2 protein-coding genes (1 of these 2 cut by a window edge) are annotated in these 17,208 nt (G+C 58.2%); both read left to right on the top strand.

Annotation, left to right across the window (positions count from 1 at the left end):
* Positions 1-15,980: the 3' portion of a non-ribosomal peptide synthetase gene (locus FJ695_RS03625; protein WP_168206253.1), read on the top strand. Its footprint begins 1,813 nt before the window's first position; the window shows 15,980 of its 17,793 coding nt (coding positions 1,814-17,793); the start codon falls outside the window, past its left edge; the stop codon is at positions 15,978-15,980.
* A complete protein-coding gene (locus tag FJ695_RS03620) occupies positions 15,973-17,208 on the top strand; it encodes a beta-ketoacyl synthase N-terminal-like domain-containing protein (protein WP_141184173.1) in 1,236 nt (411 codons plus the stop codon). Before FJ695_RS03625 ends, FJ695_RS03620 begins: the two co-directional genes overlap by 8 nt.

Genomic DNA, 17,208 nt, shown 5'->3' with positions numbered 1-17,208 from the left:
CCTTTCCGCGCCGTGCAGGCGTCAGTTCTTTTGGCGCAGGCGGGTCGAATGCCCATGTCGTGGTTGAGGAATATCTTCCCGAAACAAGGACGGCTGCAGTAGGTAGGCCGGATCGGCCTATGCTGATCCCGCTTTCAGCCCGAACCGAAGCCCAGCTTGATCAAGTTATCTTGGATTTGCTGGCGCATCTGGAAGGATTTGCAGGCGATGAACTGCCCTCATTGGAACAGATTGCCTACACGTTGCAAACCGGGCGTGACCCGATGGCGTTTAGACTGGCGTTTGTGGCAGACACGGTTGGATCACTGGTCGCGTCGTTACGCCGATTGCGGGACGGTGATCAGGCCGGATTTGCTAAGGGATGTGTCAAGACGAGGCGCAGATCCCGGGAAGAAACGACACCGGCCGATTTGAGCCAGCCCTTGCCTGATCTGGCTGAGGCCTGGGTCTCGGGTGCTCTTCTGGACTGGTCTGCGCTTCACGAAAACCGTCCGGCAAAAGTGCGCCTGCCCGCCTATCCGTTTGAAAAACGCCGGTGCTGGATTCCTGCGCCTGCCGGAGAAATGCCGTTGCGCCGCCGCTCATCTGCGGTGTTTCGTAAAAAATCGGGTTTCGGGCTGGCCGCACATAAGAACGAGCCGGGTGAAGGCCGGTATGATCTAACGCTGACCGGCGCCGAACGGTTTTTGAAGGACCATGTTGTTGTGGGCGTCCCCATGCTTCCCGGCGCGGCCTATCTGGAGATCGCGCGCGCAGCAGCGGCGCAGTTTTTGGACGTTTCTCACCGTGAAGCCTGGCGATTTGACAAGATCGTCTGGGTTCAGCCGTGTACTGTGACCGAAGGTTCCACGGATCTGACGGTGCATTGTACCGGTAGGCCAGATGGATCGGTTGAGTTTCGTATCACCAGCATGCCCGGTTCGCAGCTGCACTGCCAGGGTGTAGTGCGACCCGGAGAGACGGGCAATGGGTCTGGCCAGACGGTTCCGGCAACCGAACCTGCAAATACTACCGCGCCAGTTTTGGATAAGGCACAGTGCTATAACCGCTTTTCCGAACTTGGTCTTTCCTATGGACCGAGCCATCGTGGCTTGCAGCAGATCTGGCGTGGTCCCGACGGCGAGGCCTACGCCGAAATCAATCGGCCCGATGAAGCGGATGATCAGGGATTTCTGCTGGACCCGGCGATGCTCGATTGCGTTCTTCAATCCTGTTTGGGATTGGCGGAAAAAGACACGGATTCTTCAGCCTCTTTGCCATTTGAGTTGGGCACTCTGGAACTTTTCGGGACAGTACCGGATCAGCTGCGTGTTTGTGTACGGGTTGGACCACAGAACACGCGCCTACCCCGCATTGATCTTGACGTCACCGGTCCTGATGGCCGGTTGGTGATGCGCCTTCAGGGATTTGCGAACCGCGAACTGGATCCGGCACTTGGGCAGGAAACGTCAAACGACACCGTGCTGCGGGCCCGGCCGGTCTGGCATCCGGTAACGCCCGGCGCGGCTACGCCAAGTGCTGTACGGCAGCTTGTATGCGGCATGGCACACGGACATTCGGGTGCTGGCGAAACTGCGCGGGTGGTGCACGTTAGCGGTAATGCCGTGGCTGACTATCTACGGGCGGCCAAAACAATCTTTTCTGATTTCAAGGCGGCGGTGACGCTCGGCGAAGGGACGGGATTTTTGCAGATTGTGGTGCCGCAATCTGATGAGGCATATGGAACGGCGGGTTTGTTTTCCGGTCTGGCGGGGCTGGTGGCAACAGCGAACAAGGAATCCACCCGTTTGCAGGCCCAGCTTGTCGAATGCCCGGGAGATCTGGCTGCTCTGGAACTTCCTGCTCTTTTATCTCAGGCGGCGCGAGTTACTGGAGCATCACATCTCCGGCTGTCATCGAAGGGCATTTTGGCTCGAGGATGGGAGAAACTGAAGGTTGAAGGCGAGGGCTCTCCCTGGCGTAATGATGGGATATATCTGATCACTGGCGGGACCGGTGGATTGGGGCAGCGTTTTGCAGAGCGCATCGCACAAGAAACTTCCGCAGCGACTGTGATCCTTGCAGCGCGCAGCACGGCGGATGCGGATCTCGTCGTCCGATTACAAGACTTGGGTCTAAAAGTGGACAGCACCTCTTGTGACTTGGGCGACCCAGATGCGGTGCAAGCCATGGTTCGTTCGGTTGTTGCGCGTCATGGCCGCATCGACGGGATTTTGCATGCCGCGGGGGTCTTAAAAGACGGCTTTATTGCGGACAAGGCTGAAGCGGATTTCGATCTGGTGGGGCGTGCCAAACTTGCTGGAACATGGGCGCTGGATCAGGCTTCAGTAGATCTGCCGCTGGATTTCTTTGCCACGTTCGGGTCCGCTTCTGCCGTTTGGGGCAGCGCTGGGCAAACGGACTATGCCGCTGCGAATGGGTTTTTGGAAGCGTTTGCCCTGTGGCGCAGCCGGAAAGCCGCTCAAGGTGAACGGTTCGGGGTAAGTCTGAACATCGCCTGGCCTCCCTGGCAGGACGGCGGCATGCGTATGGCACCCGAAGCTTTGGCCAGGATGCAGGAAAGCACTGGCTTGGGGGTTCTGGCGACAGCCGCCGGCATTGATGAATTTGAAGCAGCACTACTGTCCGGCGGGCCGCAGCAAGTGGTGATGTGCGGTACGCAGTTGGCGATTGACGACATACTGACACCACCGGCCGCGCCTGTCAGCGCGCAACCGGTATCCCAGCGAACAGAGTCAGATGGCCTGCAGCTAGCGGCAGAAGAATTGCTGTTGGAGCACATCGCTGAACACATGGGGTTCGAGCGGCAGGATCTGGATGCCGAGTCGGAGTGGTCGGACCTCGGCTTTGACTCCATTACAATGACCACTTTCTCCAACCGGCTGAATGAAGCCCACGGTATGGACCTGACACCGACCGTGTTCTTTGAGTACGTCACTATCGCCGACATGGCCGGTTTTCTGGCGCAGACCTATGAGAGCTGCTTGTCGGGTTTGCTTCCGGAAAATCCCGTTAGGCATACCGCGAAAATCACCGAAAAACCTTTGCCTGATCAGCCCGATCCGACTTCTCCACCGGATGCCGAGGCGATAGCGATTATTGGAATGGCAGGCCGTTTCCCAGACGCCCCGGATCTGGAAACGTTTTGGGAAAACTTGCGCAGTGGCCGCGCGTGCTTACGTGAGATCCCCGAAGACCGTTGGGATTGGCGCGCCTTGAAGGCCGCTGGATTGACCGATGTAAACCGAGCCGGCTTCATTGATGGGATCGCTGAATTCGATGCCCGGCACTTTGGCATTTCACGTCGGGAAGCGGCCTTGATGGACCCGGCGCAGCGATTGCTCATGGAGTACGTCTGGCGCGCTATTGAAGATGCAGGTTATGCCCCGTCAAGCCTGGCCGGAAGCGACACTGCGGTGATTATTGGCACTGCCCCGTCTGGGTACGGTGCACGGATGGCCGAAAACGGTATCGGGATTGACAGCCACAGCTCTACCGGTTCTGTCGGTTCTGTTGGCCCGAACAGGATAAGTTATCTTCTCGATTTGCACGGCCCCAGCGAACCGGTGGAAACAGCTTGTTCCAGCGCTTTGGTCGCGCTGCACCGCGCGATCAGTGCCATGCGGGCAGGTGATTGCAGCCAGGCAATCGTTGGCGGCGTAAACCTTGTCCTCAGCCCGGAAACGCATATCAGCTTTTCGAAAGCGGGAATGCTTAGTCCGGACGGCCGCTGCAAGACTTTCAGCGCTCAGGCAGACGGGTATGGCCGCGGCGAAGGTGTCGGAATGCTGTTTCTCAAGCCGCTAACTGCGGCAGAACGGGACGGTGATTTTGTCCACGGCATCATCTTGGGCAGCGCCGAAAACCACGGCGGCAAGGCGAATTCCTTGACGGCGCCCAATCCACGCGCCCAAGCGGCGCTGGTGGAAACAGCCGTGCGCAGGGCAGGAATTGCCCCTCAAAGTCTGAGTTATATGGAGGCTCATGGCACGGGTACCGAACTTGGTGACCCCATTGAAATCGAAGGATTGAAGACAGCCTTTGACGCTCTTGAAGCCGGTCAGGAAGCGCGGTGTGCGATCGGGTCGGTCAAAACAAACATCGGCCACTTGGAACTGGCAGCCGGTGTCGCAGGTGTTTTGAAAGTTCTGTTGCAGATGCGCAACCGGACTTTGGCTCCGAGCCTGCCGGAAGAAGTAAATCCCTATCTAAAATTAAAGGATAGCCCTTTCTACCTGGTCCCACAGGCGCAGGAGTGGCGTCGGCCGGTCGATGCCGTCGGAAAGGAAATCCCGCGCCGGGCCGGTGTGAGTTCATTCGGATTTGGCGGTGTAAACGCACATGTGGTGCTGGAAGAGCCAGCACAGACCATACGTGCTGACATGCCGGAGATTCCCGAACTGATTGTTCTGTCGGCGCGGGATCGTGAGGGGCTTGCGGCTAGCGCAGACGCCTTGGCAAAGGCTCTGACTCCCTATGCAAACACCGGGGGGGCCTTAGAACCAACGATTGAGTCCCGACTCTGCGCATGTCTGGCCGATATTCTAGAAATTGACATCGATGAGGTCGAACCACTTACCAAACTCGATGATCTGGGGGTCGAACCGGTGCATCGCCCGTTGTTGCGCCGGTCGGTGGAAAAGGTTCTCGGCCTGACCATTGACCATGATCTCGTGCATCGCGCCGGTTCCATCCGGGAGATAAGCAGCGCGTTTCAGTCGCTGCCGGAGCATTCCGGAATGGAAGCTGCCCCGCTGCTGCGGGACATCGCATTCACCTTGCGGGCGGGCCGTGATGCAATGACGGAACGTGTCGCATTCGCGGCGCAATCCTTGAAGGAATTGGTAGACCGGTTGCGCATCTTAGCGGCGACCCGGGACAACCTCACCGGTCAAGACGGGTTTTGGCACGGACGGGTTCCTTATAAAACCAGAAGACACAACAAGGTCACCCAATCTCCGAAGGACGTGCCTCTGGAAGAGCTGGCGCGGCTTTGGGTTGGCGGCGCAGCGTATGATTGGGAGGCTGAAAGGGACGGACGCGATCTACGGCGCGTGCCTTTGCCGGGGACGTCCTTCAAAAAGGAACGCATCTGGTTTGATACGTTGAACGGGAAACCCTCAGCTGCGGTTCCGCAGATCAAGGACACAAGCCTACCAAGCGGCATGGCGCTGACTCGCAAGTCTGATGGGGTGTTTGAGGTTTCGCTATCCGGAGATGAGTTCTTTCTGCGCGATCATATAGTACAGGGGCAGCCGGTGCTTCCGGGTGTGGCTTATCTGGAATTGGCGCGCAGCGCCGGGTGTTTGCATTTGCAATCACGCGACCTTGCCTTGAAAGACGTGGTCTGGGTGCAGCCGGCGGTCATTTCCGAACCGCAGACGCTGCAGGTGGTTTTGGGTTCTCCTGGTCCGGGGCAGGAGTATCCTTTCCGGATTCTGTCTCACGGTGATTCAGGTGAGCGGTTGCATTGCCGCGGGGCAATCGCGCACCTGCCGGAAGTGCCGCCGGAAATCATCAATAACGACGCTATCCCCTCTGGCCGGCGTATTCCGTCCAACGAGATTTATTCGCTGTTTGAGACGGCCGGTTTGCACTACGGACCAGGACATCAATGCCTGAATTGGCTGGTCTCCGACGGATCGCGTGTCGTGGCGGACTTGTCCTTGCCGGAGATTTGCGGATCTGCAGTGGAACCGTTCGTCTTGCATCCCAGCCTTATGGATGGCGCTCTGCAGGCGGCAATCGGATTCGGATTGGCCGGGGAAGAGCAGAGCGGTGACTTGGCCCTGCCCTTTGCGATCGAAAGCCTGCAGTGTCTGACCGCCAACAAAAGCCGCATGCGGGTTCATCTTGAGCGGCGAAGTGTCGCCTCGGCCGCGCACGGGATTGAAAAAATCGACATTGCCCTCTGTGATGAGTCAGGGCAGGTCTTGACCCGGATTAACGGCTTTTCCACCCGGCGGGTAGCGCTGCCCGAGGCCGGAAAGACCCCCGCCCATCAAGCCTTGGGCGCTCAAGATCCAGTGAACGTTCCGGCACAGGACGGCCTGAAGGACGCTGCTGCCGCCTATTTCAAGCGGCTTCTTTCTGAAGCGTTGGCCTGTCCACCGGACGAAATCGATCTGGATGAACCACTGGAGTACTACGGTTTCGACTCGCATATGGTCATGGAACTGACGGCGGTTCTGGAAAAAGAGTTCGGAACGCTTTCCAAGACCCTCTTTTTTGAACATCAGACCCTTGGGGCTGTCCTGGACCACTTTATCGAGGCGCACGGCCCGTCGCTGACCACAGTTGTGCGGAAGGGTCGGGGAGCGGCCGGGACGCCTGCCAGCGTTGATGCCGCGGCCAAACCGCGGACAGAGCCCAAAACGGGCGGGTTGGATATTGCCGTGATTGGTCTTGCCGGGCGTTATCCGCAGGCCTACGACATCGCTGGCTTTTGGGACAATCTGCGCAACGGCCGCGACGGCATTACAGAAGTGCCGGCGGACCGGTGGAAATGGCAAGATTACTTCTCGACCGACCGCAGCCGCATCGACGCTCACTTTTCGAAGTGGGGCGGGTTTATTGATGATGTGGCGGCCTTTGATCCGTTGTTTTTCAACATTTCACCTGGCATGGCCGAAGCCATGGATCCGCAAGAGCGGTTGTTCCTGGAGCATGCCTGGACCGCAATGGAAGACGCCGGTTACCGCCCTGGGGATCTCCAGGCCCAGTCGGTGGACGAAGATGGCCTGCCGGGACAGGTTGGTGTCTATGCGGGTGTCATGTACGGCGAATACCAGCTTCTTGGATTGCAAGGCAGTCTGGCGGGTGAGCCAATGAGTACGGCCAGTTATTATGCAGGTGTTGCCAATCGTGTGTCCTATGCCTTGAACCTGCATGGTCCGAGTATGGCGGTTGACACCATGTGCTCCAGTTCACTTACGGCGATCCATCTGGCCTGCGCGGATCTGGCTCTTGGACGGGTCCGGATGGCGTTTGCCGGCGGCGTGAACCTGAATCTGCATCCCAACAAATACAGCCTTTTGAGCAAGGGCCAGTTCATTTCGAGCAATGGGCGGTGCCAAAGTTTCGGAAGTGAGGGCGATGGTTACGTCCCTGCAGAAGGCGTAGGCGTTGTGCTGCTGAAACGCCTTGCAGACGCGGAGGCGGATGGCGACCATATTTATGGTGTGATCAAGGGGAGCGCGCTGAACCACGGAGGGCGCGCCAACGGCTATACGGTGCCCAATCCAGAGGCGCAGCATCATGTCATTGCCCGTGCTCTGAGGGAGGCCGGCGTAGACCCGCGGGCCATCGGCTATGTCGAAGCCCACGGAACCGGCACCAAACTCGGCGATCCAATCGAGATCAAGGGTTTGAATGACGGGTATGGGCCGGTTCTGGAGGGGCCGTGCTGGATCGGCTCAGCCAAATCCAATATCGGCCATGGCGAGGCCGTATCCGGACTGGCAGGGCTGACCAAAGTGCTCCTGCAGCTCAAGGCTGGCGAAATTGCTCCGTCTTTGCATGCTGAGACCCTCAACCCAAACATCGATTTTGCAGCAACTCCGTTTCGCGTGAATACAAGCCTGCGTACCTGGGACGCTCCGGTGCATGAAGGTAAAACACTGCCTCGCGTTTCTGCGGTTTCTTCCTTCGGTGCGGGTGGGTCGAATGCTCATTTGGTAGTCGAGGAACACTGCCCCCCTCCGTCCGTCGAACCATATTCTTATGGGCCTGTTCTGATCACTCTGTCTGCAAAGGCGGAAGACCGGCTCAAGGCCTATGCCTGCGCGCTCGCTGATTGGGCCGAAAATGCACCAGCGGAGACTTCGTTGCGTGATCTGGCCTACACCCTGCAGGTTGGCCGTGAACCAATGCCGCACCGCATCGGCGTGCAAGTCAGCACTGTCGAGGAGTTGGCACGGTATTTACGCCAATTCTTGGCCGGACGTGACGGTCCGGTTCGCTCCGGGCGTGCACGGGTTGTCAGCAATCCAACAGTGGAGAATCCCGATGGTCTTGCGGCCGAAGTTCTTCTGGACGGCTGGATGCAAGGTACAGTTTACGATTGGCGGAAAATCTATGGCGGCGAAGCGCGGCGGCTGAGCCTGCCAACCTATCCATTTGCACGCGAGATTTATTGGCCTGATACCACGGCTCAGCCAGCACCCATTGCGTTGCGGACTGCGGCAACAACAGCCAAGACGACCGAAACCAGAGCACTTGAAGCCAAATCGACCGGGCACACCTCGGTGTTACATACAGATTTGCTGTTGTTGCGTCCGCAGTGGAAAGACTTGCCGCTGACAGCGCCGTCTATTGACCCGGCCTTGCGCCGTGTCGCTCATATCGGGCCAATGAGAAATTTGCAGGAGCACGCTCAGCTTGCCCTTCCAGCCAGCGATCCAGCGGATCCCAACACGTTTACAGACCAGGCGCTGGCCCTGTTGCGGGATCTGAAGGAACTGGCGCTGCAGAGCTCGGATCAGAAAGTTCATTATCAGGTGGTATTGCCGGCTTCCTATTCTCAGAGCGCAGCATTGGCCGGCATGCTCGACAGCGCGGCACGTGAACTTCCACGTTTGACCTGTCAGGTTCTGTGCTTTGACACCGATGATCCGGCCTCCGGTCCATTGGAGGCCGATCTCAAAGCTGTTGCTGCCTGGCCCGGCAAGTCTCGTTTGCGCAAAAAAGACGGGCGCTGGCAAGCACTGACTTGGCAAGAGGAACAGGACGTAGCCGATGCACAGCCCGGCGGGGGATGGAGGGAAGGTGGACGTTACCTGATTGTCGGTGGTTGCGGCGGACTGGGCGCCATTGTGGCGCGCCATTTGGCACAGACACTGTCCCGGGTTTCACTGGTTTTAACCGGCCGGTCCCCATCTGGTCCCAAACAAAACGCTTTGCTGCAAGAACTGCGGAGCAAGGGGGCCCATGCGGACTATCTTGCAACAGATCTTGGTGATGCAGCGGCGGTCCGGTCTATGATCCGCCAGACGACGGATCAGGGATCGCTTCATGGGGTTATTCATTGTGGCGGCGTGCTGTCGGATGCGTTGATCTTGCGCAAAACCGAAGAAGATCTGCGCCGAGTCTTTGCGCCAAAGGTAACAGGTGTTGCCAATCTTGACCGCGCTACGGACGGATTGGATCTGGATCTTTTTCTTGTCTTTTCGTCCATCGCCGGAACGATGGGAAATCCAGGCCAGGCCGATTATGCGGCGGCCAACGCTTACCTTGATCAATACGTCGAGGAACGGAACCGCCGTGCGCTAAGCCCTGGCGGGCCAAGGGGAATGGCTCTTTCAGTAGCGTGGCCTTACTGGGCGGACGGCGGCATGACGCTTGACGCTGCGGCGGTTAATGCGATGCGCGACGGCGCAGGATTGGTTCCCCTTTCCACAGCCAGGGGATTGGAAGCTCTGGATAGGATCGTGAGGGCCGGATGGCCGCAAACTATGGTTCTGGAAGGCGACGGTGACCGTTTGGCGGCATTGATCGCAGCAGCAGACGCAGGCCAGCCGGCTGGCGCCCCCGCTGGGCCTGAACCCGCGCCGCCGCCAAGCAGCTTCCACTTGCAAGATGCTGTAGAGGAGTATCTGGCAGAAGAACTTGCCAAGGTGTTGCGTATCTCGCCGCAGCGGCTGGAAGCGGATGTTCCGTTGGTGGACTACGGCGTGGATTCGGTGGCAATCATGGCCCTGACCGCGTCGATCGAAACCGTGACCGGGCCTTTGCCGGCCACACTGTTTTTTGAAAATCCGACAATTGAAGCTGCTGCCGGCGCGTTAACAGATCTGGCATCCCAGTCCCTGATGGAGGCTTTACATGTGCCTGAGCCAACCGTGGACCTTCTGGAACCAGCTCCTGGGGGAACGGCAGAAGATCAGGCGCCGAGTGAAGACCCGCTTCTTGACAACAATGCTAAACCGGTCCGCGCTGAAGCGGCCGTACCCGACACGCAATCTGCCGGTTCCGGTGATATCGCGATTATCGCAATGGAAGGACGGTTTCCTGGTGCCGAAGATCTGGAGGAGTTTTGGGATAATCTTGTAAATGGGCGCAACAGTATCACTGAAGTGCCCAAGGATCGCTGGGACGCCGAATCTTTGTTTGACCCAGACGGTGCATATGAAGGCAAAGCCCGATGTAAATGGGGTGGTTTTCTTTCCGATGTGGATGGGTTTGACGCACGTTTCTTCCGGATAACGCCGGATGAAGCCGAACTTCTCGACCCGCAGGAACGATTGTTTCTGGAAACCGCCTGGGCCCTGATGGAAAAGGCAGGTTACATGGGTCCTGCGTTGCGCGTGGATCTGGAGAGCGCTGTCGGTGTATTTGCGGGTTCTATGACCCAGCAATATCACGCTGTTCGTTCAGATCCATTGCGCGAAGCGTTGACAGTCTTGTCGTCACCGAGTTCGATCGCAAATCGTGTCTCCAACGTGCTGGACCTCAATGGCCCAAGCTTGGCGGTGGATACGATGTGCTCTTCGGGGATCGTCGCCATCCATATGGCTTGCGAAAGCCTAAGGGCCGGTGCATGCCGGGCGGCAATTGCTGGGGGCGTCAACGTTTCGATCCACCCAAAGAAATACATCGGGCTGTCAGCCAGTCAGTTCATAGGGTCGCGCCGAGACAGCACCAGTTTCCGCGATGGCGACGGGTACTTGCCGGCTGAAGGGGTGGGGGCGGTGCTGCTGCGGCCGTTGGACGATGCAGTGGCGGCAGGCGATCGTGTCCTGGCGCTGATCAAGTCGACCGGGATCAATCACAGCGGCCGGTCCAACGGCTACCGTGTGCCCAGTGTTGCCGCTCAGGCCAAATTGATTGGCGACACGATCCGCCAGGCTGGCGTGCCGGTAAACACTATCACCTATGCGGAAGCTGCAGCAAATGGCGCGGCGATGGGCGATAGCATCGAACTGGCCGCCTTTCGGCAAGCCTTTCAGGATTTGACGCCGGAACAGAAATTCTGTGCGATTGGCTCGGTCAAATCGAATATCGGTCACGCAGAATCCGCTTCCGGCTTGTCGCAACTGGCCAAAGTTGTGCTGCAGATGCAAGCGGAAACCCTGGTTCCAACACTCGGAACTGACGCGTTGAACCCTAAGCTAGATTTTTCCTCTGGGCCGTTTCGGCTGCAATCGGAGTTGCAAGCCTGGGCTCGCCCGATAGGGTCAGATGCGGCCAGTGGGGGCTCGAACCAGCCATTGCGGGCGATTTTGAATTCCGTGGGTGCCGGGGGCACAAATGCCTGCATGGTTCTGGAAGAACCTCCCAAAACAAGTGCGCCGCCGGCCGCAGTTGCGCAGGATCAGTATCTGATACCGCTTTCGGCCCGGGATGAAGCGGACTTGAGGGTCTTGGCGGGACGGTTGAAGACATATCTGGAAACCCGTCCTGAGACCCGAATGGCGGATTTGGCGTTGACCCTGCAAACCGGCCGCAGCCAGCTGGATCAGCGTGCGGCAATGATTTCACGTGATGTGCCCGCATTGCTGCACCAACTGGAGGCCCTGGCTGAAGGACTGGAAGCGGATGGGCTGGTCACCGGCAATACAATGACTGGTCAAGATGCCCTTTCCGGCCTGCTGACAGGCAAGACAGGCGCAGAAATAGTGTCACTCCTGTTGCGCCACCGAAACTTGAGGAAGCTGGCGGTGGCCTGGGTCCACGGTGCACGACTTAACTGGTCCCCACTGCAGGCCGAGGGCGCGCAGCGTTTAGCACTGCCGGCCTATCCGTTCCGCCGGACGCGCTATTGGCTCGGCGGCATTGATGCGCGCGAGGCTGTATCACAGCTAGAGCCAGACACCCGTTCTGACACTACCGACCCCGAAACCTGTATCCGGGATTATCTGATCAACGACCTGCGCATAGCCCCGGAGGAAATTGACTTTCGCCGGTCTGCGTTGGATCACGGGCTGAACTCCGTGATGTTGATGCCGCTGTGCCAAGCCTTGGAGGCCCGATGTGGCCTAACCGTCGGTCTGGGCGACATCATGGAAAGCAAATCACTGGCCACGCTGCTTTCCCGGATTGCCGGGAAAGACGGCTATGCGCCAATGGATAATCCTAAACATGCGCAGCCAGGAACCTCCGACGCCGTGAACACCGCTTTGCCGCTGACCAAAGGGCAAATTGCATTGTGGCTCCATGATCAGAAGACACCCGGCGACGCTGGCTACACTGTGCCGATGGCATTGCGGCTGGCCGGTAGCCTGGACAAGGACATGCTTCGCGCGGCATTCGCGGATCTGCTTAAACGGCATCCAGTCCTCACCTCCGTTTTCACGGCCAACGGCGGAATGCCTCAACGAATTGTCCAGGACGGAATCTCGTATCCCATTGAAGAGTTGGACCTGTCCGGCGCGCCTGCGAGCGTGATCGAAAACGAATTGCATGCCTTCGCAGGCCTGCCATTTGATCTTACCAATGGTCCATTGGTCAGAAGCCTGTTGATCCAGGAGGCGGCGGACCGGCATGTCTTGATCATTTGCGTGCATCACATCGTCTTTGACGGGCAATCCGCAATGATCCTGATTGATGATTTAATGAGGCTCTATGAAGCCCGGCTGCAGGGCGTGCGCCTTCCACGCCCAATTGGGTCTTCATTTGATGCGTTCCAGCGCTGGCAGGAACGCCTCTTGACCAGCGAACGGGGAACCAACATCCGTGCTTTCTGGCGTGATGAGCTCGAGGGCCATAACGAGCTGTGTCTGCCGGGGGACTGGGATGCTGACCTGGAGTGCGCCTCAAAGGCCGGCAGTCATGTGCTTTGGATCGACAAGGATACAGCCCGGCGTATTACAGAAGCTTCGACCGCACACGGGGCAACGCCAGCGCAATTCATGATGGCTGCGTTCGTGCTGATCTTGCATCGTTTGACAGGGTCCCATGATCTGCTTATCGGCTTGCCGGTGTTGGGCCGGCCCGATCGCAGTTTCGATCATACTGTCGGCTACTTCGCCAATCTCTTGCCTCTTCGCATCCGACTGTCAGATCAGGTCAGTATCCGCGACTTGGTGAGGGAAACACGCCAGACAATGCTGAATGCGCTGGAGCACGGGGATTTGCCTTTGTCGGAGATGGGCGAAGTATCCGGCACCGGCCGTTTGCTGATGCCGCGGGTTCAGTTTGCTTTTCAATCGCTGGTCGGACCCCAAAACACAGACCGCGGATCGCTGGAGGTCTCAGTCGTTGACGGGATTGACCAACAGGGCGTTCAGGATCTGGCTCTGGAGGTTTATCCCGGACCGGAAGGAATGCGTTGCCGGTTTGCCTATAATGCGAGGCAATTCAAATCCGATACTGTTTCTGCTTTGGCGGATGCTTATCAAAAAGTCCTTTCAACTTTCCTTGCGGATCCCGGAGGGGCTCTGGTGGATGTGTCCCTGGCGGGTGCGGATGATGAGGTGCTTACTGACTGGGGGCATGGCGGTCCGCCTGCACCCGACGAAGCGCTTATTCCAGCCTGGCGCGCTCAGGTGCGGATGGCTCCCGATGCCCCTGCGGTGATTTGCGGCGATACCGTTTTGACAAACGCTGCATTGGAACAGAATGCTGGTGACCTTGCCGCCCGGCTTGTCGATGCGGGTGTTCAGCCGGGTGATGTGGTCGCAAGCTGTTTGGCACGTTCTGCAAATTCGCTGGTCGCGGTTCTAGCCACATGGTGGGTCGGGGCGGTGCACATGCCGCTTTCGCCGGTCCAGTCGTCGTCACGGTTGGACGACATGATCGCTGATGGAGCTCCTGTCCTTGCGTTGACCGATGCAAAGACGGCAAGCCTGTTAAGCATTCGTCAGATGCGCGTGGATGAGAGAACGGAAATCAGCAAGGCCACGGCCGGCGTGCTGCCAACGCCGGTCATTCAGGATCCGGCCGCTGCCGCTTATATCCTATTCACGTCAGGATCATCAGGGCGTCCCAAAGGCGTACAAGTGCCCCACCACGCCCTGGCTCATCATATTCAAGCGATGGCAAACCTTTTTGCGGTCAATGACCAGGACCGGGTTCTGCAATTCGTAGAAACCAGTTTCGATGCGGCTTTTGAACAATGGCTGACAACGTTGGTTCGTGGCGCCACGGTCGTGATGCGCCCCGAAGGATTATGGTCCGCGCTTGACTTTGCAGAGGCCGTGCAGCGCTGGGCGGTTACGGTTGCGGATTTGCCGCCCGCTTTTCTGGATGAAGTCCTGCGCGATCTTGGGCGGAGTGATGACTGGCAGCTGCTGCAAAGTCTGCGCACGGTTGTGACCGGGGGCGAGGCCTTGACCGAAAACACCCTTAGCACCTGGTGCGACAGTCCTTTGGCGGATCGGGCTCTTGTTAATGTTTATGGTCCGACAGAAACGACAATCGGAAGTACCGCTTTTGTTTACCGCGCACAAATGGACGGACCCGAAAGACGTCTGCCGATCGGCCGGCCGTTGCCAGGAGAAAACGTGTTTGTGCTAGATGTTGCGGATCAGCCTTTACCAGCCGGATTGATCGGTGAGCTTGCAATCGGCGGCGTCGGTCTTGCGGATGGATACATCGCAGCGCAGAACAAACAAGGCGGTTTTTCCTCGGGGCCGGGAGGTAAAGCAGACCGGCTGTATAAAACCGGTGACCTGGCGCGCTGGCGGACAGATGGACAGCTTGAGTTCCTTGGCCGGCGTGACAATCAGGTCAATGTTCGCGGTTTTAGGGTCGAGTTAGCCGAGGTCGAAGCCGGTTTGGAGCGGATTGACGGGGTGCTGCGGGCTGCGGTCACGGTGTCGGATCGCAAGCCCGATACCACGTTGCAGGCCTATGTCACAGTATCGGACCCGGATCTGGAGCCGGCTGCCATATCCAGGGCGCTTAAAAGCAGTTTGCCAGATTACATGTGGCCAAGTGAAATTCGAGTTGTCACGGCTCTGCCGCAAACGATTGCCGGGAAACTGGATCGGCAATCGTTGAACGGGGCGCCCGCTCCATCAGTATCAATACCGGAGGGTCCTCTCAGCAGGATCGAAAAAGTATTGGCCAGCTTATGGGCTGAACTGTTGGACTGTCCCTCAGTACCGGTGACTGCGAACATATTCGAATTGGGCGCGCATTCACTGCTGTTAATCCGGTTTGCAGGAGAAATTCGTTCGCGGCTTGGGGCTGAATTGTCCGTAGCGCAGCTATTCCAGGCACCGACAGTGGCCGATCAAGCTGTGCTGATTGAACGTGCCAAAGGTAATCGTTCATCTGTGGTGAATTTACAAGCTGGGTCTGGTCCGGGTCTTGTACTGGTGCATGGCGGAGTTGGGACGTTGCTTTGTTACCGGACCTTGATGAAACATCTGGATCCCAGATTTTCCATTCTCGGTCTGGAAATGAACCGGCTGGATCGGTGGAACTCGATCCCGGATGCCGCAACAGCCTATCTGGCTGATCTTGAATTTGATCAAGGGCAGGCACCGCTTCATCTCGCCGGATGGTCAAGCGGCGGTATTGTCGCTTGGGAAATGGCGCGGCAGATAGAACGGTCGGGCGGCGAATTGGCCTCACTGACATTGATCGATTCTTATCCCCCTGCGGTGCTTTCCCATATTGACAATCGTATCCAGCCGCATGATCACGAAAAGGCGCTTCTCGCTGGATTTGCCCGGGATATGGGGCTCGCGGCGGAGCTGCCGAGTGCTGAGCCCAAAGGCGCGCCGGAGAAATACCTGCAAAATATGGCCGAAAACACGGGGGAAGACTTTCAGGTGCTCCTCACGCTTTTCAATAATTACAAACACATTGCGAAAGCCGTTGACGGCTACACTCCAGAGCCAGTTTCCGTTGCGGCGTCTGTCTTTCATGCGGAAGGTGCAGAGATTTCTTCGGCTATGCGGGGGTGGCCGGCTGAAGCGGGCGTTTTGGATATCCAGCCGGTTCCTGGAGGCCATCTTTCAATGCTTGAAGGTGAGCATTCCAGGTTTCTGGCAAATCTCCTGAACGGCAAACTAACAACAGCTCATGACTGATCGTACTGTGCATTGTATGGGGATTGGTTTGGCTTGCGGGTATGGATTTGGCAAGTCCAGCGCGCTGCAGGGGGTGCTTACTGGCAAAAACCTGTTTCGACCACTTGAAAGGGAAGGGCGCCAAGTCGCCGGGAATCCCCCTTTCATTGGCATCGAGCTGCCAGACAGTGTCCCTCAGGTGTTGTCGCGGCGGGCGTCCCGGACCACTGGCTTGACTGGGCAGGTCTGCGCAGCGGTGGCCGCAGAAGCCTGGCAGGATGCGGGCTTTGGAGACCCCGGAGAACACCGGCTCTCCGGCCGCACGGGTGTGATCCTTGGCGGCAGCAATTTGCAGTCACGCGAAATGGAATTGATCCGCAACAAACTTCTTAATACCTCGCCGAACCTTGCGCCGCCGCGGCTGGGGCACAGTTTTCTGGATACGGATGTCGCCGCCTTGATCAGTGAGGAACTGGTATTGGATGGCCCGATCATGAGCGTTGGCGGGGCTTCGGCCAGTGGTGCGCTGGCAGTTCATCTGGCAGCTGCCGCCATTCGCTCCGGTGAGCTTGATATCTGCCTGGTTATCGGGCCATTGCAGGATATGTCCTGGTTGGAATTGCAGGCGCTTCGCAATTTGGGAGCCATGGGTCCGCATCTTTCAGATGAAAGCGGTGATCTTATGCCAGAGCCGCGCTGCCGCCCTTTCGATGCAGCCGGTACCGGTTTCTTGTTTGGTGAAAGTGCCGCTGCCTTGGTTTTGGCAAGGAGTGATCTGGGCCCGCAGTCCTATGGGCGTATATCGGGCCTGGGCCGCGTCCAGGCCCAGACGCGCGGGCCTGAACCGTCACAAAATGCGCTGCAAGAGGCCATCACCGCAGCTTTGACTGATGCCGGTATTCCCCCTAGTTCTCTCGATTTCATTTCAGCCCATGCCACCGGGACGCCGAGAGGCGATGCTGCAGAAGCCCAGGCTTTGGTGGCCCAGTTACTCAATTCTGTTCATGTCACGGCTCCAAAATCCGCACTCGGGCATGGAGTGGCGGCAGCTGGTGCCGTGGAAATTGCCCTGGCTTTCCTGCAGATGGAGGCAGGTCAAATCGCGCCGATTCATGGACTGGTCCAGCCGACGCTCCCGGATTTGAACTATGTGCTAGATAACCCCGAGTCCGGACGGTTTAACTCTGCCATGTGCCTGTCCTCAGGGTTTGGAGGATTTAATCTCGCCACGGTTTTGAGTTCTGACTAG

It is taken from the genome of Labrenzia sp. PHM005 (genome assembly GCF_006517275.1).
Lineage (GTDB): Bacteria > Pseudomonadota > Alphaproteobacteria > Rhizobiales > Stappiaceae > Roseibium.
This window is presented reverse-complemented; position numbering and strand designations above follow the sequence as displayed.